Genomic DNA, 22,618 nt, shown 5'->3' with positions numbered 1-22,618 from the left:
CACCGCCGGACGACGCCACGTCGCACAGCTCGCGGGGCCCCGTGAACCACAGCACCGCTGTGTTGCGCAAGAGCCTCGGCCGCAGACCCGCTGTCGCATAGCGTCGTGGGGAAGCGACCGAGGGAGGCGATCGGATGTCCCGAAACGTGAGGGTGCTGCGGTGCACACCGCAGGACGTCTTCCGGGTGCTGTCCGACGGCTGGCTGTACCCCTCTTGGGTGGTGGGGGCCTCCCGCATGCGCGAAGTCGGCGACGACTGGCCCGCGGCCGGCTCCGAACTTCACCACTCCTTCGGGGTCTGGCCGGCTCTCATCGACGACAAGACCGTGGTCGAGGCGTACGACCCGCCGCGTCGCATGGTGATGCGGGCCCGCGGGTGGCCGATCGGCGAGGCGCGCGTCACGATCGACGTCAAGCCTCGAGGCGACGGCTGCGTCGTCCGCATCCAGGAAGAGGCGGTCGCCGGACCCGGTCGTTTCGTGCCCGAACCCCTCATGGATGTGCTCCTGCACTGGCGTAACACCGAGACGTTGCACCGATTGGCGTACCTTGCTGAGGGGACGGCGGTGCACCCGGCCGGCGCGAGCACGGCCGACCGCGAGATGGCGGCGAGCGGCGAGAGCGCCCAGGGCACGTGAGCGGGAGGGCCGGATCGATGGACACCGATCTCGATGCCGTCGTCGTCGGAGCGGGACCCAACGGCCTCGCAGCCGCAGTCACGCTCGCGCGGGCCGGACTGAAGGTGCGGGTGTACGAGCGGGCCGATCAGGCCGGCGGGGGAGCGGCGACGCGAGAACTCACCCTGCCGGGCTTCCGTCACGACGTGTGCTCCGCGGTGCACCCTCTCGCGTTCGAGTCGCGGTTCTTCCGCGAATTCGGCCTCCGCGACCGTGTCGACTTCGTCATCCCGGATTTGTCGTTCGCCCAGCCGCTGGACGGCGGACGCGCAGGCCTCGCGTACCTCGACCTCGACCGCACTGCCGAAGCGCTGGGTCGCGACGGCGAGGCCTACGCCCGGCTCATGGCGCCCCTGGTCCGCCGGTCCACCGAGGTCGCCGAGTTCACCGGCTCGTCGCTGCTGCGGATCCCCGCCGACCCGGCGACAGCCGTGTCGTTCGGACTCCGTGCCCTCGAGCAGGGAAGCCCGGCCTGGAACCTCCGCTTCCGCGAAGACGTCGCGCCCGCCCTCCTCACCGGCGTCGCCGCGCACACCATCCTCGCCCAGCCCAGCGTCGCCGCGGCCGGTGCCGGTCTCGCGCTCGGCGCCTACGCGCATGCCCGTGGCTGGCCCATCCCGGTCGGGGGCAGCCAGGCCATCGTTGACGCCATGATCGACGACCTCCGCGCCCACGGCGGAGACGTCGTGCTGGGGCATCCGGTCTCCACCCTTCATGAACTCCCTCGCACGCCCGTCACCGTTCTCGATGTCACGCCTCGCGCCCTTGCGGAGATGGGCGGAGACCTCGTCCCGGCGGGGTACCGACGCGCGCTCGAGAAGTTCCGCTACGGCGGGGGCGTCGCGAAGATCGACTTTGCGCTGAGTGAGCCCGTTCCGTGGGCGAATCCCGAGGTGCGGCGCGCCGGCACCGTGCACGTGGGCGGCACCAGGGCGGAGGTGATGGATGCCGAGAACGACGTCAACCGCGGTCAGCTGCCCGACCGCCCCTACGTGCTGGTGTCGCAGCCGACCATCTTCGACGCCACCCGCGCGCCCGAGGGGCAGCACACGCTGTGGACGTACACGCACGTCCCCGCCGGGAGCGCCGACGACCGGGCCGAAGCGGTCATCGCACAGATCGAGCGGTTCGCTCCCGGCTTCCGCGACACGATCCTCGCCGTGAACTCGCGCAGCGCCGTCGAGGTCGAGCGCCACAATCCGAACTACCCGGGCGGAGACATCGCCGCGGGAGCCCCCACCCTCTGGCAGATGGTGCGTCGCCCCGTGCTGAGCACCGATCCATGGCGTACGCCGATCCCCGGGGTCTACCTCGCGTCGGCATCGGTGCCGCCCGGGCCGGGAGTGCACGGATTGGCCGGGTGGTTCGCGGCCCGCAGTGCGCTCCGCCACGAGTACGGCACGAGGGCGCTGCCCGACCTCAGCCCCGGGGGCTGAGAGACGGCGATGTCAAGGGGGCGGGGAATCCCCGGGTCGCTTCGTAGCGTCGAGCCATGAACCCCGACGACAAGAGCCAGAGCGACGACAGCGCCAACCTCTCCGAGCAGGAGTCGCTGCGCAAGGACATGAGCTACAGCCCCGCCAGCGAGACCGAGACGCGGCGCAAGCAGGAGGACCCGCTGCCCGAGGCTCTCGACGACGACATCGCCGTCGAGGACATCAAGGTGGTGCCGGGCACCGGCGGTCCCGACGATGTCGGCGACGTCGAGGTCGACCCCGAAGACCTGAACCTGCCGGGTCGCGGGGCATGACCTCGCGTGCCGCGCCCGTGGTGGTGATCACCGGCGCGTCGAGCGGCATCGGACGCGAGACGGCGCGCCGCTATGCCCGCCGCGGCGCGAGGCTCGTGCTGGCCTCCCGCAGCCGCTCGGCGCTCGAGACCGTCGCGGCGGAGTGCCGCGAGCTCGGCGCGCAGGTGAGCGCCGTGCCCACGGACGTCACCCGGGAAGGCGACGTGCGAGCGCTCGCCGCGTGCGCGGCGGCCGAGTTCGGCCGCATCGACGTATGGGTCGGAAACGCGGGCGTCTTCAGCTACGGCGCGTTCGAGCGGACACCCGAGCGGGTGTTCCGGCAGGTCATCGAGACGAACCTGATGGGGCAGGTGCACGGCGCCCGCGCGGTGCTGCCCTACTTCCGACGTCAGGGCAGCGGCACGCTGGTGCTGGTCGGTTCGCTGTACTCACGCGTCAGCTCCCGCGACATCTCGCCCTACATCACCAGCAAGTGGGGCCTGCTCGGGTTCGCGGAGGTCCTGCGCCAGGAGCTGCGCGGGGAACGAGGCATCCGGGTCCGCATCATCCTGCCCGCGACCGTCGACACCCCCATCTACCAGCACGCGGCCAACTTCACCGGTCGACGCGTTCATCCGCTCCCGCCGGCGTCCTCGCCCGCGAGAGTCGCGCGGGCGATCATCAAGGCACCGCGCCGCCGTCGTTTCGCCACCTCCGTCGGCCAGGCGCAGCGCAGCGTGATCCCGCTCCACCGGGCCGCGCCGCCGGTGTACGACGTCGTCACGTCTGCCGCGAAGAGCACTCTGGAACTGCGGGACGCCGATGCCGAGCTCACCGACGGCACCGTGTTCGAGCCGCCGGCCGAGGCATCGCCCACGACCGGCGGCTGGCGTTCACCCGGCCAGCGGATGCTGTTCGCCGCCGTTGTTCTCGCCGCCGTCAGCGGCCTGACCGCCTGGAGTCAGCGGAAGCCCTCGGACTGAGTCTGCTCGTCGGCGACGCGCACGCCGTAGTGGTAGGACAGCTTCCCGCCGAGCCATCCGGACAGACCCAGCGCCGCCAGCGCGAGCAGGCTGAGAATGAAGCCGAAGACGCTGACCTCGTCGTCCTCCGCCGACCACCGCACCAGGAGATTCACGATGAACACCGCGATGACGCCGAGGTTGAGCGCCATGTGCACCGTGGCCGTGCGATGCGCGGCGGTGCCTTTGACGAGCTGGCGGTAGTCGAGGAAGCCGACGACGGCGGCCACGGCCGCACCGATGATCCCGATCAGGATCAGCACCCGCGCCGCGACGACGTACGGTTCCGGATCCTCGGCGATGAATCCGATGATGTCGAACACGAGGCTGGCCACCCAGGTCCCGATGGGGATGGTGACGAGGATCGGGTGGAACGGGTGCCCGTACGGGCCGGCAACGATCGAGCGCGGGTGCTTGGCCCGGTACTGGGCGGTGCGTTCTTCCATGTCGTCACTTCTCCTTGGCGGCGGGTCGATCATTCTTCGCGGCGGAAGCCGTCGAGTCGGGGTCATCGTCGTCGTGCTGCTCGCGGATGCGGCGGCCCTCCTCGATGTCCTTCTTCTCCTTGGCCTCGGCCTTCTCGATCTTGCGGGTGTCGCGAGCGGGCAGCTGGATCGTCTCCTCCGCCTCAATTCCGGCCTGCAGCTGACGGCCGCGCTCGAGCTCCGCGTCGAACTCTGCGCCGAAGAGAAGCGCGAGGTTCGCTATCCAGAGCCACAGCAGGAACACGACCACTCCGGCGAGCGAGCCGTAGGTGCGGTCGTAGTTGGAGAAGTTCGCGACGTAGAGCGCGAAGCCGGCGGTGGCGACGGCGAGCACGACGATGGCGACGAGCGCACCCAGGCTGATCCACCGGAACTTCGGCTGCTTGGCGTTCGGGGTGGCGTAGTACAGGATCGCCAGGATCAGCACGACGATGAAGGCCAGCAGCGGCCACTTCGCGATGTTCCAGATGGTCGTCACCACCTCGCCGACGCCGAGCGCCCGACCCACGGCGTCTGCGATCGGACCGCTGATGACGAGGATCGTCAGCGCCGCCGTGATGAGGATGACGGTGATGACGGTCACCAGCAGAAGCACGGGCCGCAGCTTCCAGAACGGCCGGCCCTCCTCGATCTCGTAGATCCGGTTCATCGCACGACCGAAGGCCCCGACATACCCGGACGCCGACCAGATCGCGAGCAGCAGACCGGTGACGAACGCGAATCCCGCCGCCGGGGACGAGGCGACCTGCTCGATCGGGCCGCGGAGTGCGGCAGCGGTCTCGCCGGGGGCGACGGACTCCACGATCCCGAGGATCGTGTCCGCGGCGCCCTGCCCCTGCCCGAAGAGCCCGAGGAGCGAGAAGACCGCGATCAGCCCCGGGAAGAACGACAGCACACCGTAGTACGTCAACGCGGCCGCGAGGTCGGTGCATTCGTCAGCCGAGAACTCCCGGAGGGTCTTGCCGAGGACGTACTTCCATGACCGCTTCTCGATCTCACCGGGTGAATCCGGCTTGTCGGGGTCTTCCGGGTCGGGCGCGTTCTCGTCGGTGCGTTGCTTGTTCCTGACGTCGGTCATCCTGTGCTCCCAGGGGGGCGGGCGCTGTGCGCGCTGAGTGCGAGCACCCAGTCAAACGCCGGATCACCGTTATCCGGGCGGGGGTTGCGGTGACCCCGGAAGCTGTGGCAATGCGCCGGACGGCGGCCGCGCCGCGCGGGGGATCAGGTCAGACCTGTGGCCACTCGATCAGCAGCAGACCCTGCTTGGTGTCGGCGAGCTTCACCCAGTCCTCGGCGAACAGATACGTCATGCCGTACCCCTCGTCATCCGTGGCGATGGTGGTCTCTTTCGGCTCGGTGATGTACACGCCTTCGGCGGATTCCTCACGCACCCAGCCCTGCGACACCAGCGTCGCCTGCGCTTCGGCAGCCTGGTCAGGGGTGATGGGCGCCCAGCCGAACAGCTGCAGGTGGTCGCCGGCCGGGCCGTCGAAGTCCGCCCACACGCACTGGATGCCGTTCGCGAGCTCGACGTCGCCGAGGTAGAACGCTTCGGCCTGCGACGACCACCCGACGCTCTCGAAGTCGGCGACCACGGCCGCGCCGATCAGCGTGTCGCACGTGGGCTCGCCCTCGGGCGGCTCGGGCTCGGAAGACGGGGTCGGCTCCGGCGCGGCGGGAGTCGGGGTGCCCGCGACGGTCTCGGTGGGCTGGGCTGCGGGCGGTGCTTCGGCCGCGCATGCCGTCGCCAGTGCGGTGGTGGTCAGTGCCAAGAGGAGCGCGGCGCCGATTCGGTGTCGTCGGGGGAACATCGAGCGGTCTCCGGGGGAAGGGGGCTGGGGGAGGTGATTCCTGGTGGTCGGAAGGTCAGCGGGAATGGAGCAGGTCGAGGAAAGCGTCGTGCAGAACCCGGTTGGTGGCCAGCGACGACCGTTCCGAGATGGAATCGTGGCCGTCGAAGGACGTGAAGCGCCCGCCCGCCTCCGTGACGATCGGCACGAGCGCGGCGACGTCGTACTCCTTCACGCCGAACTCGGCGACGAACTCCAGCCGGCCCTCGGCGAGCAGCATGTACGGCCAGGCGTCGCCGTAGCCGCGATCACGCCACACTGCGGACGTCAGGCGTTCGAGGGCGTCGAGGTGGCCCGCCTCTCGCCACTGCGCCATGCTCTGGAAGCTGACGCTCGACTCGGCGATGCTGTCGACGGATGACGCGGCCAGCCGCTTCGGCTCGCCCGAGGGCGTGTTCGTCCACGCGCCCAGCCCGGTCGCCGCCCACCAGCGGCGCCCGATCGCGGGCTGACTGGCGACCCCCACTCGTGGGACGTCATCGATCACCAGGGCGATCAGCGTCGTCCACATGGGGATGCCCTTGAGGTAGTTCGCGGTGCCGTCGATCGGGTCGATGACCCACTGACGCCGCGAGTCGCCGCTGATGCCGAACTCCTCGCCGAAGACGCCGTCGTCGGGCCGCTCCGCTTCCAGCACGGCGCGGATCGCCCGTTCGGTGGCGAGATCCGCCTCGGTGACGTGGGTGTCGTCGGCCTTGGTGTCGACCTCGAGATCCGGAGCGTCGAACCGGCTCATCGACGCCGCGTCCGCGGCATCCGCCAACCGCAGCGCCAGGTCGAGATCGGCCCGCAGGTCGCCCTCGTACGGCGCGTCGAAATGCGGCGTGGGCGAGGGGGAGGTCACGCGCTCCAGGATATCCGGCGGGAGGCGGCGCCGATTTCCGGTGACGCAATCGTGATGGTAACGTTGACGCTCGGTTCGGCTCGTCCGGATCACGCACCTCTAGCTCAATCGGCAGAGCAACTGACTCTTAATCAGTGGGTTCAGGGTTCAAGTCCCTGGGGGTGCACCATATCTCTGTAGCCTCGGCACCCAGCATCGCACCGCGTCCCGGTACCGCAGGAACTCATCGCCGAATCTCTGCTCCAGATCGGCCTCTTCGAGGGGTCGCACGGCGTAGTTCCACAGCAGCGAGCCGAGCACGGCATAGACCACGACGAGCCACGAGGACATCAACAGTCCGACCGCGGCGCCCTGCGCACACCCCGCCACGGCCATGGGGTTGCGGACGAAGCGATACGGCCCGGAAACCACCAGACGGTTGGCCATCGAAGCTGGAAGGGGCGTGCCGTCGCCATGCACCGACATCGCGAAGGCGGACCATAGCCCGAGTGCACTGGCGAGGATGAGCACGACGCCTCCGAGCACCCGGATCGCCCACGGGAACTCCGCCGACAGACCCCAGCGGCTCTCAAGGGCCTGCAGTGCGAGCGGGATGAGCCCGAGAAAGAGCCCCCAGAACACCACGATCTGCGCAAGTGTGACGGCCATGTGCCCCGCGGAACCGCGTCGTGAGCGGGCGGGCCGGAAGGCGAACGGCCCGGCCAGCGCCCACTCGGTGGGGATGCGTCCCCACCACAGCAGGCACGTCGCGCCTGTCGACACGATTGCCGCTGCCGCCATCAGCACGACCCCCCACCCCGCCTCGCCCGTAAGGGTGGCGTAGCCGACCAGGAAGACCGTCACGGCGCACGTCCATGCCGTAGCCGCCAGTGCCGCCACGCGGCCCCACCGTGCGGGGACGGCGGCGAGAGCGGAGGTGACGACGAAAAGTGGGACATCGAGGACCGCGAGGGTGACGGGGTCGAGGGACCCCAGCGTCGCCGTGCGCACGAACGGGACGGCGAAAACGCCCAGCCACCAGATCGACCCGGCCAGCGCCTGTGCTGCGAAGTAGGTCCGAGCGAGCGGGGCGGGAGACAGCAGCGTCGACAAGGCCGTGGTCACCGGTCCAGCCTCCCAGAGCCGAGCCGGCCTCGATCACGGGGCGCGCCACGACTCGGCGCCCCAATCGGCCATCGGCCGGCCGCCCGGGCCGTGCGCTGCCAGGTAGGCCTTGTGAACGCGCTCGCACGCTTCGCGCAGAGTCGTCGACCACCCGATGACGTCGCCACGCCACATCGCCTTGTAGCGCGCCTGTGTTCCGTTCATCACACGGCGGATCTCGATGGCGCCGTACTGCTTGCCGTCGGGATCCACCATGCGCCAGACGCCGGTGGGACCCTCGACCGCCGCGAGGATCGGATGCCAGTCACCCCGTGCGCCCACTCGCCGGTCCTTTCCCCGGCCGTGCGACAAGCGTAGCAAGTGTCGAATCTATGTTCTAGACGTTCCGGCCTCGCGCGACCATGGGGGTGGTCGGCGCTAGCGTGCGCGTATGGCGGAGAGGATCGAGCTGTGGTGGGCGCGCCGGCGCTTCTCGCGCGGGCGGGAGGTGCCATACGAGGTGGGCACGTATCGCGAGGCGTGGGCACCTTATCCTGTGCTGATCCGGCAGTATCATCCCGATCTCAACGCGGGTATCGCGCTCACTCAGATCCCGCCCGCGGCCGACGTGCTGCTGCTGTGGCAGTGCGAGGCCGGGCATACCTTCGCCGCGACACCCTCCGAGCAGCGCGCACGCCCGGGCAGGGAGCGGCGACGCTCGTCGTGGTGCCCCGAATGCGCCGTTCTCGCCACCGGCGGCCGTCGGGGCGTGGCAGCGGCGGTGCCCCGTGCCGGCGCGCCGATCGCCGTCGCAGTACCAGCGGCGCCCCCGCGTCCGGCGAAACGGCCTCGGCGAATCTGCCCCAAGACACCCGAGCTTCCGCCCGGCGAGCCGTTCGTCAGCGCCTGCGCCCCGCGTCCCGCGTCCGCGGTGGAGGCGCAGCTGCGCGCCGATCTGTTCGCCCGCCTCGACGTCACGGCGGGATTCACGGCGGTGCGGGTCGGTCGCCCGTTCTTCGATCACCTCGAGGTGTGGCCCGACATCCTGCTGCCCGAGCTTCGGGTGGCGATCGAGTACGACAGCACCGGCCGGCATGGCCTGGAGCACGTCGGCAAGCGCGAGGAGGCCGACCGGCGAAAGGACCGCGCGCTCCGAGCGGTCGGCTGGGAGGTCGTGCGCATCCGCACGGGGCGGCTCGAGAAGCTCGGACCGCACGACCTCCAGCTGTCGACGATGAGCCGTCGAAGCCTTACAAGGCTCATCGACGTGCTGCGCGACATCCGGGGCCCCCTCATGGTGGACGCCTACCTCACCTGATCCGCGACGCTTGACCGCACATCGCCCCCCTGCCTACATTTCGTGGAGTCAGACGATCGAAGGGCAGAAGATGACCGAACGCGACCTCGTCGGCAGACGCGCGCTGGTGACCGGGGGAGCGAGCGGCATCGGGCTGGCGTGCGCGCGCGAGTTCGCAGCGCGCGGCGCCCACGTCATCGTCGCGGATGTGAATGCGGATGCTGCGGCCGAGGCGGCGGCGGCGGTCTCCGGAGAACCGTGGGCCGTCGATCTCGCCGACACGACGGCGCTCGACGACCTCCGCCTCGACGTCGACATCCTCGTCAACAACGCCGGTATCCAGCGGGTGAGTCCGCTGACCGAGGTCGATCCGGACACCTTCCGGCTGATGCTCCGGCTCATGCTGGAATCGCCCTTCCTGCTCATCCGCGCCGCGCTGCCGGCGATGTACGAGCGCGGGTGGGGCCGCGTCGTCAACATCTCCAGCGCCCACGGACTGCGGGCCAGCCCCTTCAAGTCGGCGTACGTCGCCGCCAAGCACGGGCTCGAAGGGCTGTCGAAGGTCACCGCGCTCGAAGGGGCGGCGCACGGCGTCACGAGCAACTGCATCAACCCCGCGTACGTCCGCACGCCGCTCGTCGAGAAGCAGATCGCCGACCAGGCACGGGTGCACGGCATCCCCGAGGGCGACGTGGTGGAGAAGATCATGCTCACCGAAACGGCGATCAAGCGCCTCATCGAGCCTGACGAGGTCGCGTCGCTCGCCGGCTGGCTCGCCTCCGACCGGGCCGGCATGGTCACCGGCGCTTCCTACACGATGGACGGCGGATGGACCGCCCGGTGACCGGGCCGGCCAAGCTCGCCGCCCACGCCTATCGCGCCGTCGACGTGCCCGTGCAAGGCGGGGATCTGCGCGTCGGGGTATGGGATCCTGTGCCGCCTCCGGCGGACGCAGTGCCCGACGTACTGCTCGTCCACGGTGTGACGTCGTCGCACCTCGCGTGGCCGTTCGTCGTGGAGCGGCTCCCCGGCGTACGGGCGGTGGCACCCGACCTGCGCGGTCGCGGCGTGAGTCGCCGCGTCCAGGGTCCTGCCGGGCTGTCGGCCCACGCGGACGACCTGGCCGCCGTGCTCGACAGTCTTGACATCGAGCGCACGCCCGTCGTCGGGCACTCGATGGGGGCCTTCGTCGCACTCGTGTTCGCCCACCGGCATCCTGATCGCGTCTCGAGACTCGTGCTCGTGGACGGCGGATTGCCGCTGGACGTGCCCCCGGGACTGGACACCGATCAGCTCGTGGCCGGCATCCTCGGACCGACGGCGGCGCGACTGTCGATGCGGTTCGCGGGCGACGACGAGTATCTCGAGTTCTGGCGCGGCCATCCGGCCTTCCAGGGCGCCTGGACCCCGGAACTCGAGCGATACCTCCGATACGACCTCGTGGGCGACGGGGAGGGTGGCTTCCGGCCGGCCACGAGCTATGAGGTCACTGCGGAGGACACTCGCGACCTCACGGCGGGCCAGACCCTGCCCGACGCGCTCGCGGGGCTGCGGCATCCGGCTCGCCTCCTCACCGCGCCCCGCGGCCTGCAGGACGAGGAGCCCGGTCTGTACGCTCCCGTTCATCTCGAGAAGCTGCTCGCGGAGTACCCGTCGATCCGGCACGAGCGGATCGCGGGGGTCAATCACTACACGATCGTCATGGGGGCTGAGGGAGCGGATGCCGTGGCCCGGGCCGTCCGCGAGGAACTCGACGCCGCGGCCGTTCGCTGACGCTCCATGCGGGAGGCGTTGCCTGGTCAGCGGGTGGCGGCGATGCGCGTCGTGAGCTGGTGCGCGTGCGCGAGGAGCGTCCGGCCGAGCTCGGGGAGGCGTTCCGGGCTGAAGCGGAACTCGACGCCCGTCAGGCTCAGCGCCCACTGGGGGTGACCCTCCCGGGTGAAGACGGCCGCGCCGACGCCCCAGCTCCCCTCGACGATCAGTCCGGGATTCACCGCGTATCCGCGCTCCGTGGTCTCTCGCAGGCGACTGCGCAGTCGGGCCTCTCGATGCGACGCGCCCCACTCGCGGTCCAGGCCGGGGTGGCGCTCGAAATAGGCGTCCACATCGTGGGGAGGAAGGAACGCAAGGATGGCGAGCCCCGCCGATGCCACGCCCAGCGGGAACCGCACGCCCTCCGAGAGGACGAACGACCGGATGGGGAAGCTCCCCTCCTCGCGCAGCAGGCACACCGTCTCGTCCCCGCGGCGCACCGAGAGGAACGCGCTCTCTTCGGTGCGCACGGCGAGCGAGCGCACGATGTCGCGTGCGATGCCGGTGATGTCGTAACGGGATGCCGCGACCGAGCCCATGAGGTACAACTCGGGTCCCGGCATCCATCTGCCCGTCCGGTCGTCCTGGTCGACCAGGCCCTCGTGCCGGAGCGCGGAGAGCAGCCGGTGGGCGGTGGGACGCGTGAGGTCGGCGCGCCGGGCGAGCTCGGCCACCGGCATTCCATCGTCGCCCGCCGACGTGACCAGTCGGAGAAGGTGCGCGGCACGCGCGACGGACTGCGTGCCCGCGACCTGCTGACGCTTCGCCCCGTTGTCCACGATGTGGACAGTACGCCCCGCGGCCTCCACATCGCAAACACGAAGATGCCCGCTCGTCGCCTCGCGCGCAGGATGGAACTCTGCAGCGAAGGAGCGCATGTGATCGACAAGACGTGGGCGTCGGCAGCCGAGGCTGTCGGCGACATCCCGGACGGAGCGTCGCTGGCCGTCGGCGGCTTCGGGCTCTCGGGCAATCCGATCGCCCTCATCGAAGCCCTGCTGGCCCAGGGGACGAGGGATCTCAGCATCGTCAGCAACAACTGCGGCGTCGACGACTGGGGGCTCGGGATCCTGCTCGACGCGAAGCGCATCCGCAAGATGACGTCCTCGTACGTGGGCGAGAACAAGGAGTTCGAGCGCCAATTCCTCTCCGGTGAGCTTGAACTCGAGCTGACGCCGCAGGGAACCCTCGCGGAGAAGCTGCGAGCGGGCGGGTCCGGAATCGCCGCCTTCTACACGCAGACCGGCGTGGGGACGCAGGTGGCCGACGGCGGACTGCCGCAGAAGTACGACGGTGCCGGTGGCGTGGCCGTCGCCTCACCGGCGAAGGATGTGCGGGTCTTCGACGTGGCCGGTACCGCTCGCGAGTACGTGCTCGAGGAGGCCATCGTCACGGACTTCTCGCTCGTGCACGCCCTCCGCGGCGACCGGCACGGGAACCTCGTCTTCAACAAGTCCGCCCGCAACTTCAACCCGCTCGCCGCCATGGCCGGCCGCGTCTGCATCGCGCAGGTGGAGGAACTGGTCGAGCCGGGGGAGCTCGACCCCGACCAGGTGCACCTCCCCGGCATCTACGTCCACCGCATCGTCGAGGTGGGCACCGACATCGAGAAGCGGATCGAGCGTCGTACGGTGTCGACGCCGGCGGCACGGGAAGGAATGTGATCGTGGCCCTCACCCGACTCGAGATGGCCGCCCGGGCGGCCCGGGAACTGACCGACGGCGCGTACGTCAACCTCGGGATCGGCCTGCCGACCCTCGTGCCGAACCACGTCCCCGAGGGCGTCACCGTCGTCCTCCAGTCGGAGAACGGCATTCTCGGGGTGGGGCCCTACCCGAGCGAGGACGCTGTCGATCCCGACCTCATCAACGCCGGCAAGGAGACGGTGACGACGCTCCCCGGTGCCGCGTTCTTCGACTCCGCCACCAGCTTCGGCATGATCCGCGGCGGCAAGATCGACGCCGCCATCCTGGGGGCGATGCAGGTGTCGGCCACCGGCGACCTGGCGAACTGGATGATCCCCGGGAAGATGGTCAAGGGACCGGGCGGCGCCATGGACCTGGTGCACGGCGCCGCGAAAGTGATCGTGCTGATGGAGCACGTCGCCAAGGACGGCTCTCCCAAGATCGTCGACCGCTGCTCCCTGCCGCTCACCGGCCGAGGCGTCGTCGACCGCGTCATCACCGACCTCGCCGTCGTCGATGTGACGGAGGATGGTCTGGTGCTCGTCGAGCTCGCGCCCGGCGTGACCGTCGACGAGGTGGTCGCCGCGACCGAGCCCGCGCTGATCGTCTCGGAGCACCTGAAGGAGAAGTCATGAACCACGACGACGTCGTGATCGTCGCCGCCGCCCGCACGCCGCAGGGTCGGCTGAAGGGGCAGCTCGCCCCGCTCACGGCGGTCCAGCTGGGAAGCGCGGCCATCCGCGGTGCCCTCGACAAGGGCGGGATCCCTGCCGAAGCGGTCGACGCCGTACTCGTCGGGCAGGTGCTGCCGGCGGGTTCCGGACAGAACCCCGCACGTCAGGCCGCCATCGGCGCCGGGATCGGCTGGGACGTGCACGCCGGCTCGGTCAACAAGGTCTGCCTCTCGGGGCTCACAGCGATCATCGACGGTGCCCGCATGATCGCGGCGGGCGACGCGGCCGTCGTCGTGGCGGCGGGCATGGAGTCGATGACACGCGCCCCTCACCTCCTGATGGGTTCCCGCGACGGATGGACCTACGGGTCGATCGAGGTGCTCGACCACATGGCGTACGACGGGCTGACGGACGCGTTCGACCGCGAGAGCATGGGGGCGTCGACGGAGCGCCACAACGGACGACTCGAGATCACCCGCGAGGCACAGGATGCCGTCGCCGCGCGCTCGCACCAGCGCGCTGCCGCCGCGCAGGCCGACGGCATCTTCGACGCCGAGATCGTCGCGGTCGAGATCCCGCAGCGCAAGGGCGACCCCGTCGTCGTGACGAAGGACGAGGGTGTGCGTCCCGACACGACCGTGGAGACGCTCGCCGGGTTGCGCCCGGCGTTCGCCGAGGGCGGGTCGATCACGGCCGGGAACTCGTCGCAGATCTCGGACGGCGCGTCAGCGGTCGTGCTGACCAGCCGCTCCCACGCCGACGAGAACGGCTGGCAGGTGCTCGCGGTGGTCGGGGCGTCGGGACAGGTCGCGGGTCCTGACAACTCCCTCCACTCGCAGCCGGCCCGCGCGATCGAGAAGGCCCTGAGGAAGCAGCGGATCACCGCCGGCGACCTCGACCTGGTCGAGATCAACGAGGCGTTCGGGGCGGTCGTGGCGCGATCGCAGGCCGAGCTGGGTCTGTCGGACGATGTGGTCAACCCGCACGGTGGCGGGATCGCCATCGGGCACCCGATCGGCGCGTCCGGCAACAGGCTGGTGGTGCATGCCGTGCACGAGCTCGTGCGACGGGGCGGAGGGACGGCGGCGGTCGCTCTCTGTGGCGGAGGCGGTCAGGGGGATGCGCTCATCCTGACGCGCTGAGCGGTACAGTCGCGGGGTGACCACGATCTCTCCCATCACGGCCGACGATCGCCCCGCGTGGGACGCGCTCTGGCAGGGCTACCTGACGTTCTACGAGTCCGACGTGCCCGCCGAGGTGTCGGAGTCGACCTTCCAGCGGATCCTCGCCGACGATCACATCCACGGCGCCCTGGCGCGCGACGAGCAGGGGCACCCGATCGGGCTCGTGCACTGGCTCACGCACCCCGCCACGTGGACGACCAAGGTGTACTGCTATCTGGAGGACCTCTTCGTCGCTCCCGAGGCGCGAGGGCAGGGAGTGGGGGAGTCGCTCATCGGGCATGTCCGGGACTGGGCCCGCGTCTTCGGCGCCACCAAGGTGTACTGGCTCACGGCGGACGACAATGCGACCGCGCGCTCGCTCTACGACCGGGTGGCGACGTCGACCGGCTTCGTCCACTACGAGATCGAGCTGCAGCCCTAGCTGCGCTCGCGCCGCAGGCGGTTGCGCTGAAGCTTCTGCTCCTGCCCGTGGATCGGCGAATCGGCCGCGATGGTCTCGCCGCGGGCCGCCCGCTGGATGTCGATGATCGCGCCGATCGCGAGGGCGAGCGAGATACCCCAGCTGATCCACGCAAGCGCCGACCGCCAGGTGAACGGCGCGTCCTCGCGCATCCCCCTCAGCAGGGTCAGCCCGCCGGTGAACGCGGTGAGGAGGCCGGTGCCGAAGAGGTACTTTCGCATGGGCCCACGGTAGCGCGAGGCATCCCGCACCGTCGCCCCTTGACAGTAAGCGGGGGCTGCGTCAACCGGGGCAGGCGGCTCGGACGGTGGCGCTACCCTGAGGATGCCTCTTCCCCCGCCACCGTCAGGAGCTCGTGTGAACCAGGCTGATCTCGTGGTCGTCGCCAATCGTCTTCCCGTCGACCGCGTCGTCGACGCATCGGGGGAGGAGACGTGGCGGCGCTCGCCCGGGGGCCTCGTCACGGCGCTCGAGCCCGTCATGCGGCGGGCGGACGGGGCGTGGATCGGGTGGCCGGGTCAGCCCGACATCGAGGTCGAGCCGTTCGAGTTCGAAGGCACCCATCTGGTTCCGGTGTCGCTGTCGTCCGAAGAGATCGAGAAGTACTACGAGGGCATGTCGAACGACACGTTCTGGCCCCTGTATCACGACGTGATCGCCGAGCCGCGATACCGCCGCGTCTGGTGGGACACCTATGAGCGGGTGAATCGGCGCTTCGCCGATGCGGCCGCCGCCGTGGCCGCCGAGGGCGCCACCGTGTGGGTGCAGGATTACCAGCTGCAGCTGGTGCCGCGCATGCTTCGGGAAGCGCGGCCCGACCTCACCATCGGGTACTTCCACCACATTCCCTTCCCGGCATACGGCCTCTACTCGCAGCTGCCGTGGCGCAGGCAGGTGCTCGAGGGACTGCTCGGGGCCGATGTGATCGGCTTCCAGCGGGTCGCCGATGCGGGCAACTTCGCCCGGGCGGTGCGGCGGGTGCTGCGATTCGACACGAAGGCGACGGGGATCTCGGTGCCCAATCCGGACGGCTCGACGCGCACAGCCCTCGCCAAGGCGTTCCCGATCTCGATCGACGCGGCGTCCTATGTCGAGCTGGCGCAGCGCCCGGAGATCCGCGCTCGTGCCGCCGAAATCCGTGCCGAGCTGGGCAACCCGCGGAAGATCCTCCTCGGCGTCGACCGGCTGGACTACACGAAAGGCATCCGCCACCGGCTGAAGGCCTTCGGCGAGCTCCTCGCGGACGGACGTGTCTCGGTCGACGACGTCACCCTCGTGCAGGTGGCGAGTCCGAGCCGCGAGCGGGTCGAGGCCTACGTGCAGCTCCGCGACGAGATCGAACTGACCGTGGGCCGCATCAACGGCGACTACGACACGATGGGCCACACCGCCATCCGCTACCTGCATCAGGCCTACCCTCGCGAAGAGATGGTGGCGCTGTTCCTGGCGGCCGACGTGATGCTGGTGACGGCCCTCCGAGACGGCATGAACCTCGTCGCGAAGGAGTACGTGGCGGCACGGGTCGACAACCGCGGCGTCCTCGTGCTCAGCGAATTCGCCGGTGCCGCCGACGAGCTGCCGAGCGCCGTACGCATCAACCCTCACGACATCGACGGCATGAAGGACGCCATCATGCGGGCGATCGACATGCCACCGGCCGAACAGGGCCGTCGCATGCGAGCCCTCCGCAAACGCGTGATGGAGTACGACGTCGCACGATGGTCGCGGTCCTTCCTCGCCGCGCTCGAGCAGGCCCGGTCGGCGCGCGAGAGCCGCGACGCCGAGGCGGTCACGGCGTGACCGCGATGTCGGCCGACGACCTGCGGCGCGCGGTCGCCGGGATCGCGGCATCCGATCGTCTGCTGGTCGCCCTCGACTTCGACGGCACCCTCGCGCCGCTCGAGAACGAGCCGATGGACGCGCGGATGCTGCCGCAGGCCCGCGCGGCCGTGGACGCGCTCGTCGCGGCGCCTCGCACGTTCGTCGCGCTGGTGTCGGGGCGAAGCCTGTCGGACCTCCGCGTCATCGCCGAGCACGGGGACGACTCGCCCCTGATCCTCGCGGGGTCGCACGGCGCCGAGTTCTGGGTGCCCGGCGAGGGCGCCATCACCCACGAGGACGACCCGGGCGATGCCGCGCTCCGCGACCAGCTGCGCGCGCACGCCGAAGACGAGACGGCGATCCTCCCCGGTGTGTGGATCGAGCCGAAGCGGTTCGGATTCGGCGTGCACACCCGCCGTGCGACCCCGGCGGACGCGAACGAGGCGAATCGCCTGGTCGACGCTCTCGTCGCCGCCGAAGCCCCGAACTGGCGCCGCCGCACGGGGCACAACATCGTCGAGTACGCGTTCCGGCACGAGGGCAAGGACTCGGCGGTCGCCGAGCTGCGTGCGCGGACGGATGCCTCGGCCGTCCTCTTCGCCGGAGATGACGTGACCGACGAGGACGCGCTGCGCAGCCTCCGTCCCGGCGACCTCGGTGTCCACGTCGGCGCGGGCGACACAGCGGCCGGGGTGAGCGTGCCCGACATCCCCGCCATGGCGGAGCTCCTGAGGGTCATCGCGGACGATCGGTCCTCGGCGCGGGAATAGACTTCCCCCATGCCCCAGCCTGACAACTCCATCGACATCAAGCCGCGCAGCCGGGTCGTCACCGACGGCATCGAGGCGACCACGTCCCGCGGAATGCTGCGGGCCGTCGGCATGGGCGACGCCGACTGGGACAAGCCGCAGATCGGCATCGCGTCGAGCTGGAACGAGATCACGCCCTGCAACCTCAGCCTCGATCGGCTCGCGCAGGGCGCGAAGGAGGGCGTGCACGCCGGCGGCGGCTACCCGCTGCAGTTCGGCACCATCTCGGTCTCGGACGGCATCTCGATGGGCCACGAGGGCATGCACTTCTCACTCGTCTCGCGTGAGGTCATCGCGGACTCCGTCGAGACCGTGATGATGGCCGAGCGCCTCGACGGGTCGGTGCTGCTCGCCGGCTGCGACAAGTCCATCCCCGGCATGCTCATGGCCTCCGCGCGCCTCGACCTCTCGAGCGTGTTCCTCTACGCAGGCTCGATCGCCCCGGGGTGGGTGAAGCTGTCGGACGGCACCGAGAAGGACGTCACGATCATCGACTCGTTCGAGGCCGTGGGCGCCTGCCTTGCCGGCAAGATGAGCGAGGCCGACCTGAAGCGCATCGAATGCGCGATCGCGCCCGGTGAGGGCGCGTGCGGTGGGATGTACACCGCGAACACCATGGCCTCGGTCGCCGAGGCGCTCGGACTGAGCCTCCCCGGGTCGGCGGCGCCCCCGTCGGCGGACCGTCGCCGCGACTACTTCGCCCACCGGTCGGGCGAGGCGGTGGTCAACCTCCTGCGTCAGGGCATCACGACCCGCGACATCCTCACCAAGGAGGCGTTCGAGAACGCGATCGCTCTCGCGATGGCCCTCGGCGGCTCGACCAACGTGGTGCTGCACCTGCTCGCCATCGCGCGCGAAGCCGACGTCGAACTCAGCCTCCACGACTTCAACCGCATCGGCGACCGCGTGCCGCACGTGGCCGACATGAAGCCTTTCGGACGCTACGTCATGAACGACGTCGACCGTCACGGCGGCATCCCGGTGATCCTCAAGGCCATGCTCGACGAGGGTCTCATCCACGGCGACGCGCTCACGGTCACCGGCAAGACCATGGCCGAGAACCTGGCCGAGCTCGACCCCGATCCGGTCGACGGCACGGTGATCCATTCGTTCGCCGACCCGATCCACGAGAAGGGCGGCATCACGATCCTCCACGGGTCGATCGCTCCCGAGGGCGCGGTGGTGAAGTCGGCCGGCTTCGACGGCAACGTCTTCGAGGGGCCCGCGCGCGTGTTCGAGCGCGAGCGCGCCGCGATGGACGCACTGGAGGCGGGCGAGATCGTCGCCGGCGACGTCGTGGTCATCCGCTACGAGGGCCCGAAGGGCGGCCCGGGCATGCGCGAGATGCTGGCGATCACCGCGGCCATCAAGGGCGCGGGGCTCGGAAAAGATGTACTACTCTTGACGGACGGCAGATTCTCAGGCGGCACAACCGGCCTGTGCATCGGCCACATAGCACCCGAAGCGGTGGACGGAGGTCCCATCGCCTTCGTGCGCGATGGTGATCTGATACGGGTCGATATCGCGGCTCGCAGTCTCGACCTACTCGTCGACGATGCAGAGCTCGACTCCCGCCGCTCTGGCTGGGAGCCGCTTCCCCCGCGCTATACCCGTGGCGTCCTTGCCAAGTACTCCCGTCTCGTGCGCTCTGCCGCAGAGGGCGCGACGACAGGCTGAATCCCATCCCGGCGGGTGGGGCAGCGGCGACCGCCGCGTCTCCTCCCGCCACCGAACCACTCAGGATCATCACCATGCCCGCCGAAACCGCCACGGCCGTTCCCCGGCCACCCGCTCGCACCGCCACCGCGCCCGTGCTCACGGGCGCCCAGGCGGTCGTCCGCTCGCTCGAGCTTCTGGGCGTCACCGACGTCTTCGGACTGCCGGGCGGCGCCATCCTCCCCGTCTACGACCCGCTCATGGACTCCACGGCGCTGCGCCACATCCTGGTCCGTCACGAGCAGGGTGCCGGCCACGCGGCCGAGGGCTACGCGGCCGCCTCCAACAAGGTCGGCGTCGCCATCGCGACGTCCGGTCCGGGGGCGACGAACCTCGTCACGGCGATCGCCGACGCGTACATGGACTCCGTTCCGATCGTGTGCATCACCGGTCAGGTCTTCTCGAACCTGATGGGCACGGACGCGTTCCAGGAGGCCGACATCGTCGGCATCACGATGCCCATCACGAAGCACTCGTTCCTGGTGAAGGACGCGTCCGAGATCCCCGGAGCGATCGCTGCGGCGTTCGAGGTCGCCGGTACCGGCCGACCCGGGCCGGTGCTGGTCGATATCACGAAGGACGCCCAGCAGGCGGAGGTGCCCTTCGTGTGGCCCCCCAAGATCGACCTGCCGGGCTACCGGCCGGTGACCAAGGCGCACGGCAAGCAGATCCAGGCGGCCGCGCAGCTCATCGCCGAGGCGAAGAAGCCGGTGCTGTACGTCGGCGGCGGCGTGATTCGCGCGCAGGCGTCGGCGGAACTGCTGACGCTCGCCGAGGCGACGGGCGCGCCGGTGGTGACCACCCTCATGGCGCGCGGCGCCTTCCCCGACTCGCACGCGCAGCACCTGGGCATGCCGGGCATGCACGGCACGGTGCCGGCTGTCCTCGCGCTGCAGGAAGCCGACCTGCTGGTGTCGCTCGGCGCCCGCTTCGACGACCGGGTGACCGGCAAGGCGGCGCTGTTCGCGCCCCACGCCAAGGTCGTCCACGTCGACATCGACCCCGCTGAGATCTCGAAGATCCGCACCGCCGACGTGCCGATCGTGGGGGACCTCAAGGAGGTCCTCGTCGACCTCGAGGCCGCGTACCGGTCGGCCGCTGCGTCGACGCCGCGCGACATCTCCGAGTGGTGGTCGTTCCTCGACGGCCTCCGCGACGAGTTCCCGCTCGGCTACGCGCCCACCACCGACGGGCTTCTGGCCCCGCAGTACGTGATCCAGCGGATCGGCGAGCTCACCGGTCCGGAAGGCATCTTCGCCGCGGGCGTCGGTCAGCACCAGATGTGGGCTGCCCAGTTCATCTCCTACGAGCGACCGAACGCGTGGCTGAACTCCGGCGGCGCCGGCACGATGGGGTACTCGGTCCCGGCCGCGATGGGTGCGAAGGTCGCCCAGCCCGATCGCCATGTGTGGGCGATCGACGGCGACGGATGCTTCCAGATGACCAATCAGGAGCTCGCGACCTGTGCGATCAACAACATCCCCATCAAGGTCGCGATCATCAACAACTCGTCCCTCGGCATGGTGCGCCAGTGGCAGACCCTCTTCTATGACGGCCGCTACTCGCACACCGACCTCAACACCGGGCACGACACCGTCAGGATCCCGGACTTCGTCAAGCTGGCGGAGGCGTACGGCTGCCTTGCGATCCGCGTCGAGAAGGAAGAGGACGTGGATGCCGCGATCAAGACGGCGCTCGAGACCAACGACCGGCCGGTCGTCATCGACTTCGTCGTGAGCGCCGACGCGATGGTGTGGCCGATGGTGCCCCAGGGCGTGAGCAACAGCTATGTCCAGTACGCGCGCGACCACGCGCCCGGATTCGAGCAGGAGGACTGAGCGCATGACGACGCACGTGCTGAGTCTCCTCGTCGAGGACAAGCCCGGTCTGCTGACCCGCGTGGCGGGGCTGTTCGCCCGCCGCGGCTTCAACATCGAATCGCTCGCGGTGGGGGTGACCGAGATCCCCGGTCTGTCGCGGATCACCGTGGTGGTCGACGTCGACGAACTCCCGCTCGAGCAGGTGACCAAGCAGCTCAACAAGCTCGTCAACGTCATCAAGATCGTCGAGCTCGACCCGGCGGCATCCGTCCAGCGGGAGCACATGCTGGTGAAGGTCCGTGCCGACAATCAGAGCCGATCCAACGTGCTCGAGGTCGTGAACCTCTTCCGCGCGTCGATCGTCGACTACGCCGCCGACGCTCTCGTCGTCGAGGTGACGGGCGACAAGGGCAAGGTCGAGGCGTTCCTGCGCGCGCTCGAGCCCTTCGGCATCAAAGAGCTCGCCCAGTCCGGTCTTCTCGCGATCGGCCGCGGCGGCAAGAGCATCACCGAGCGCGTCCTCCGCGGCTGAGCCGCGGCATCCGACTTCCCGAACCGATCAATCAAGGAGATATCCATGGCCGAACTCTTCTACGACGACGACGCCGACCTGTCGCTCATCCAGGGCAAGAAGGTCGCGATCGTCGGCTACGGCTCTCAGGGCCACGCCCACGCGCAGAACCTGCGCGACTCCGGCGTCGAGGTCGTCATCGCGCTCAAGGAGGGCTCGAAGTCGACCCAGAAGGCGCAGGACGAGGGCTTCGAGGTGAAGACCGTGGCCGACGCCGCCGAGTGGGCCGACCTCATCATGATCCTCGCGCCGGACCAGCACCAGCGCGGCATCTACAACGACGAGATCAAGCCCCACCTCGCCCCGGGGAAGACCCTGGCATTCGCGCACGGCTTCAACATCCGCTTCGGCTACATCCAGGCGCCCGAGGGCGTCGACGTGATCCTGGTCGCACCGAAGGCGCCGGGTCACACGGTCCGCCGCGAGTACGTCGCCGGCCGCGGCATCCCCGACATCATCGCCGTGGAGCAGGATGCCTCGGGCCAGGCCTGGGACGTCGCGAAGTCGTACGCGAAGGCGATCGGCGGCACGCGGGCCGGCGTCATCAAGACCACCTTCACGGAGGAGACCGAGACCGACCTGTTCGGTGAGCAGGCGGTGCTGTGCGGTGGTGTGTCGCAGCTCGTGCAGTACGGCTTCGAGACCTTGACCGAGGCGGGCTATCAGCCGCAGATCGCCTACTTCGAGGTGCTCCACGAGCTGAAGCTCATCGTGGACCTCATGTGGGAGGGCGGCATCGCCAAGCAGCGCTGGTCGGTCTCCGACACCGCAGAGTACGGCGACTACGTCTCGGGCCCGCGCGTGATCGACCCGCACGTGAAGGAGAACATGCAGGCGGTGCTCGCCGACATCCAGTCGGGTGCGTTCGCCGAGCGGTTCATCACCGACCAGGACAACGGCGCCGTCGAGTTCCAGGAGCTGCGAGCCAAGGCCGCTCAGCACCCGATCGAGGAGGTCGGCCGCGACCTGCGCGGGCTTTTCGCCTGGAAGCAGCAGGACGCCGATTACACCGAAGGAAGCGCGGCGCGCTGACCTGACGTTCTCGAGGGGTCGTGCCGTGCTCCGATCGAGCCGGCGCG

25 protein-coding genes and 1 tRNA gene are annotated in these 22,618 nt (G+C 69.9%); 18 read left to right on the top strand and 8 right to left on the bottom strand.

Features of this window, described 5'->3' with window-relative positions; all coding sequences use genetic code 11:
• Positions 1 to 134 precede the first annotated feature (134 nt).
• Genes ACFUTX_RS08350 through ACFUTX_RS08335 form a run of 4 tightly spaced genes read left to right on the top strand, consistent with a single transcriptional unit; the run spans position 135 to position 3,389 of the window.
• The gene (locus tag ACFUTX_RS08350) at positions 135 to 638 is read left to right on the top strand and encodes an SRPBCC family protein (protein WP_378862595.1); all 504 of its coding nucleotides are present in this window, start codon (positions 135 to 137) and stop codon (positions 636 to 638) included.
• Between the two features lie 17 nt (positions 639 to 655).
• The gene (locus tag ACFUTX_RS08345; RefSeq protein WP_378862592.1) at positions 656 to 2,113 is read left to right on the top strand and encodes a phytoene desaturase family protein; all 1,458 of its coding nucleotides are present in this window, start codon (positions 656 to 658) and stop codon (positions 2,111 to 2,113) included.
• A 56-nt stretch (positions 2,114 to 2,169) separates the two neighbouring features.
• The gene (locus ACFUTX_RS08340) at positions 2,170 to 2,427 is read left to right on the top strand and encodes a hypothetical protein (RefSeq protein ID WP_378862589.1); all 258 of its coding nucleotides are present in this window, start codon (positions 2,170 to 2,172) and stop codon (positions 2,425 to 2,427) included.
• The gene (locus tag ACFUTX_RS08335) at positions 2,424 to 3,389 is read left to right on the top strand and encodes an SDR family NAD(P)-dependent oxidoreductase (protein WP_378862586.1); all 966 of its coding nucleotides are present in this window, start codon (positions 2,424 to 2,426) and stop codon (positions 3,387 to 3,389) included. The genes ACFUTX_RS08340 and ACFUTX_RS08335 overlap by 4 nt, the downstream gene beginning before the upstream one ends.
• Here the strand turns inward: ACFUTX_RS08335 and ACFUTX_RS08330 are convergent.
• From ACFUTX_RS08330 to ACFUTX_RS08315, 4 genes are all read right to left on the bottom strand, one after another.
• Positions 3,368 to 3,874 (bottom strand): DUF2231 domain-containing protein, encoded by a 507-nt coding sequence (locus ACFUTX_RS08330; protein WP_378862583.1) that lies wholly within the window; start codon positions 3,872 to 3,874, stop codon positions 3,368 to 3,370. The genes ACFUTX_RS08335 and ACFUTX_RS08330 overlap by 22 nt on opposite strands.
• 4 nt (positions 3,875 to 3,878) lie before the next feature.
• Positions 3,879 to 4,991, bottom strand: coding sequence for a YihY/virulence factor BrkB family protein (locus ACFUTX_RS08325; RefSeq protein WP_378862580.1), 1,113 nt, complete (start codon positions 4,989 to 4,991; stop codon positions 3,879 to 3,881).
• A gap of 148 nt (positions 4,992 to 5,139) precedes the next feature.
• Positions 5,140 to 5,685, bottom strand: coding sequence for a hypothetical protein (locus tag ACFUTX_RS08320; RefSeq protein ID WP_378862577.1), 546 nt, complete (start codon positions 5,683 to 5,685; stop codon positions 5,140 to 5,142).
• 94 nt (positions 5,686 to 5,779) lie between these two features.
• Entirely contained in the window at positions 5,780 to 6,607 is an 828-nt protein-coding gene (locus tag ACFUTX_RS08315) for an inositol monophosphatase family protein (protein ID WP_378862574.1), read from the bottom strand.
• Positions 6,608 to 6,700: 93 nt separating this feature from the next.
• Between ACFUTX_RS08315 and ACFUTX_RS08310 the strand changes: the two genes are divergently transcribed.
• Positions 6,701 to 6,776, top strand: a tRNA-Lys gene (locus ACFUTX_RS08310).
• Here the strand turns inward: ACFUTX_RS08310 and ACFUTX_RS08305 are convergent.
• Positions 6,755 to 7,711, bottom strand: a complete 957-nt coding sequence (locus tag ACFUTX_RS08305) for a methyltransferase (protein ID WP_378862572.1) — start codon at positions 7,709 to 7,711, stop codon at positions 6,755 to 6,757. The two genes, ACFUTX_RS08310 and ACFUTX_RS08305, sit on opposite strands and share 22 nt — an antisense overlap.
• A 33-nt stretch (positions 7,712 to 7,744) precedes the next feature.
• The gene (locus ACFUTX_RS08300; protein WP_378862570.1) at positions 7,745 to 8,032 is read right to left on the bottom strand and encodes a hypothetical protein; all 288 of its coding nucleotides are present in this window, start codon (positions 8,030 to 8,032) and stop codon (positions 7,745 to 7,747) included.
• Positions 8,033 to 8,141: 109 nt separating this feature from the next.
• Between ACFUTX_RS08300 and ACFUTX_RS08295 the strand changes: the two genes are divergently transcribed.
• From ACFUTX_RS08295 to ACFUTX_RS08285, 3 genes are all read left to right on the top strand, one after another.
• Entirely contained in the window at positions 8,142 to 9,008 is an 867-nt protein-coding gene (locus tag ACFUTX_RS08295; RefSeq protein WP_378862568.1) for a zinc-ribbon domain-containing protein, read from the top strand.
• Positions 9,009 to 9,078: 70 nt separating this feature from the next.
• Positions 9,079 to 9,831, top strand: coding sequence for a 3-hydroxybutyrate dehydrogenase (locus tag ACFUTX_RS08290; RefSeq protein ID WP_378862565.1), 753 nt, complete (start codon positions 9,079 to 9,081; stop codon positions 9,829 to 9,831).
• Positions 9,816 to 10,760, top strand: a complete 945-nt coding sequence (locus ACFUTX_RS08285) for an alpha/beta hydrolase (RefSeq protein ID WP_378862562.1) — start codon at positions 9,816 to 9,818, stop codon at positions 10,758 to 10,760. The genes ACFUTX_RS08290 and ACFUTX_RS08285 overlap by 16 nt, the downstream gene beginning before the upstream one ends.
• 26 nt (positions 10,761 to 10,786) lie before the next feature.
• On the opposite strand, the gene ACFUTX_RS08280 is transcribed toward ACFUTX_RS08285, so the two are convergent.
• Positions 10,787 to 11,578, bottom strand: a complete 792-nt coding sequence (locus tag ACFUTX_RS08280; RefSeq protein WP_378862559.1) for an IclR family transcriptional regulator — start codon at positions 11,576 to 11,578, stop codon at positions 10,787 to 10,789.
• Between the two features lie 99 nt (positions 11,579 to 11,677).
• On the opposite strand from ACFUTX_RS08280, the gene ACFUTX_RS08275 reads away from it, so the two are divergent.
• Genes ACFUTX_RS08275 through ACFUTX_RS08260 form a run of 4 tightly spaced genes read left to right on the top strand, consistent with a single transcriptional unit; the run spans position 11,678 to position 14,763 of the window.
• The gene (locus tag ACFUTX_RS08275; protein ID WP_378862555.1) at positions 11,678 to 12,463 is read left to right on the top strand and encodes a CoA transferase subunit A; all 786 of its coding nucleotides are present in this window, start codon (positions 11,678 to 11,680) and stop codon (positions 12,461 to 12,463) included.
• A 2-nt stretch (positions 12,464 to 12,465) separates the two neighbouring features.
• Entirely contained in the window at positions 12,466 to 13,119 is a 654-nt protein-coding gene (locus tag ACFUTX_RS08270; RefSeq protein ID WP_378862552.1) for a CoA transferase subunit B, read from the top strand.
• Complete coding sequence (locus ACFUTX_RS08265) at positions 13,116 to 14,300, top strand: acetyl-CoA C-acetyltransferase (protein ID WP_378862549.1); 1,185 nt, start codon at positions 13,116 to 13,118, stop codon at positions 14,298 to 14,300. Before ACFUTX_RS08270 ends, ACFUTX_RS08265 begins: the two co-directional genes overlap by 4 nt.
• A 16-nt stretch (positions 14,301 to 14,316) precedes the next feature.
• A complete protein-coding gene (locus ACFUTX_RS08260) occupies positions 14,317 to 14,763 on the top strand; it encodes a GNAT family N-acetyltransferase (RefSeq protein WP_378862546.1) in 447 nt (148 codons plus the stop codon).
• Here the strand turns inward: ACFUTX_RS08260 and ACFUTX_RS08255 are convergent.
• A complete protein-coding gene (locus tag ACFUTX_RS08255; protein WP_378862543.1) occupies positions 14,760 to 15,023 on the bottom strand; it encodes a hypothetical protein in 264 nt (87 codons plus the stop codon). The two genes, ACFUTX_RS08260 and ACFUTX_RS08255, sit on opposite strands and share 4 nt — an antisense overlap.
• 103 nt (positions 15,024 to 15,126) lie before the next feature.
• Here ACFUTX_RS08255 and ACFUTX_RS08250 point away from each other — a divergent pair, with 103 nt between their 5' ends.
• From ACFUTX_RS08250 to ilvC, 6 genes are all read left to right on the top strand, one after another.
• Positions 15,127 to 16,602, top strand: a complete 1,476-nt coding sequence (locus ACFUTX_RS08250; protein WP_378862540.1) for a trehalose-6-phosphate synthase — start codon at positions 15,127 to 15,129, stop codon at positions 16,600 to 16,602.
• A gap of 5 nt (positions 16,603 to 16,607) precedes the next feature.
• The gene (otsB, locus tag ACFUTX_RS08245) at positions 16,608 to 17,393 is read left to right on the top strand and encodes a trehalose-phosphatase (protein ID WP_378862887.1); all 786 of its coding nucleotides are present in this window, start codon (positions 16,608 to 16,610) and stop codon (positions 17,391 to 17,393) included.
• 9 nt (positions 17,394 to 17,402) lie between these two features.
• On the top strand, positions 17,403 to 19,109 hold the full coding sequence (ilvD, locus tag ACFUTX_RS08240) for a dihydroxy-acid dehydratase (protein ID WP_378862537.1): 1,707 nt from the start codon (positions 17,403 to 17,405) through the stop codon (positions 19,107 to 19,109).
• A gap of 74 nt (positions 19,110 to 19,183) precedes the next feature.
• On the top strand, positions 19,184 to 20,986 hold the full coding sequence (locus ACFUTX_RS08235; protein ID WP_378862534.1) for an acetolactate synthase large subunit: 1,803 nt from the start codon (positions 19,184 to 19,186) through the stop codon (positions 20,984 to 20,986).
• 4 nt (positions 20,987 to 20,990) lie between these two features.
• Positions 20,991 to 21,500: an acetolactate synthase small subunit gene (gene ilvN, locus ACFUTX_RS08230; protein WP_378862531.1), complete on the top strand. Its 510-nt coding sequence runs from the start codon at positions 20,991 to 20,993 to the stop codon at positions 21,498 to 21,500.
• Positions 21,501 to 21,545: 45 nt separating this feature from the next.
• Positions 21,546 to 22,571 carry a ketol-acid reductoisomerase gene (gene ilvC / locus ACFUTX_RS08225; protein ID WP_378862528.1) on the top strand — a complete coding sequence of 342 codons (1,026 nt, stop codon included), beginning with the start codon at positions 21,546 to 21,548 and terminating at the stop codon, positions 22,569 to 22,571.
• Positions 22,572 to 22,618: the final 47 nt, after the last annotated feature.

Source organism: Microbacterium sp. NPDC057407 (assembly GCF_042803895.1).
Lineage (GTDB): Bacteria > Actinomycetota > Actinomycetes > Actinomycetales > Microbacteriaceae > Microbacterium.
This window is presented reverse-complemented; position numbering and strand designations above follow the sequence as displayed.

Coding starts and splice junctions, on each gene's coding strand:
- ACFUTX_RS08350 (WP_378862595.1), top strand. CDS start 135: ATGTCCCGAAACGTGAGGGTGCTGCGGTGCACACCGCAGGACGTCTTC.
- ACFUTX_RS08345 (WP_378862592.1), top strand. CDS start 656: ATGGACACCGATCTCGATGCCGTCGTCGTCGGAGCGGGACCCAACGGC.
- ACFUTX_RS08340 (WP_378862589.1), top strand. CDS start 2,170: ATGAACCCCGACGACAAGAGCCAGAGCGACGACAGCGCCAACCTCTCC.
- ACFUTX_RS08335 (WP_378862586.1), top strand. CDS start 2,424: ATGACCTCGCGTGCCGCGCCCGTGGTGGTGATCACCGGCGCGTCGAGC.
- ACFUTX_RS08330 (WP_378862583.1), bottom strand. CDS start 3,874: ATGGAAGAACGCACCGCCCAGTACCGGGCCAAGCACCCGCGCTCGATC.
- ACFUTX_RS08325 (WP_378862580.1), bottom strand. CDS start 4,991: ATGACCGACGTCAGGAACAAGCAACGCACCGACGAGAACGCGCCCGAC.
- ACFUTX_RS08295 (WP_378862568.1), top strand. CDS start 8,142: ATGGCGGAGAGGATCGAGCTGTGGTGGGCGCGCCGGCGCTTCTCGCGC.
- ACFUTX_RS08290 (WP_378862565.1), top strand. CDS start 9,079: ATGACCGAACGCGACCTCGTCGGCAGACGCGCGCTGGTGACCGGGGGA.
- ACFUTX_RS08285 (WP_378862562.1), top strand. CDS start 9,816: ATGGACCGCCCGGTGACCGGGCCGGCCAAGCTCGCCGCCCACGCCTAT.
- ACFUTX_RS08265 (WP_378862549.1), top strand. CDS start 13,116: ATGAACCACGACGACGTCGTGATCGTCGCCGCCGCCCGCACGCCGCAG.
- ACFUTX_RS08255 (WP_378862543.1), bottom strand. CDS start 15,023: ATGCGAAAGTACCTCTTCGGCACCGGCCTCCTCACCGCGTTCACCGGC.
- ACFUTX_RS08250 (WP_378862540.1), top strand. CDS start 15,127: ATGCCTCTTCCCCCGCCACCGTCAGGAGCTCGTGTGAACCAGGCTGAT.
- otsB (WP_378862887.1), top strand. CDS start 16,608: ATGTCGGCCGACGACCTGCGGCGCGCGGTCGCCGGGATCGCGGCATCC.
- ilvD (WP_378862537.1), top strand. CDS start 17,403: ATGCCCCAGCCTGACAACTCCATCGACATCAAGCCGCGCAGCCGGGTC.
- ACFUTX_RS08235 (WP_378862534.1), top strand. CDS start 19,184: ATGCCCGCCGAAACCGCCACGGCCGTTCCCCGGCCACCCGCTCGCACC.
- ilvN (WP_378862531.1), top strand. CDS start 20,991: ATGACGACGCACGTGCTGAGTCTCCTCGTCGAGGACAAGCCCGGTCTG.
- ilvC (WP_378862528.1), top strand. CDS start 21,546: ATGGCCGAACTCTTCTACGACGACGACGCCGACCTGTCGCTCATCCAG.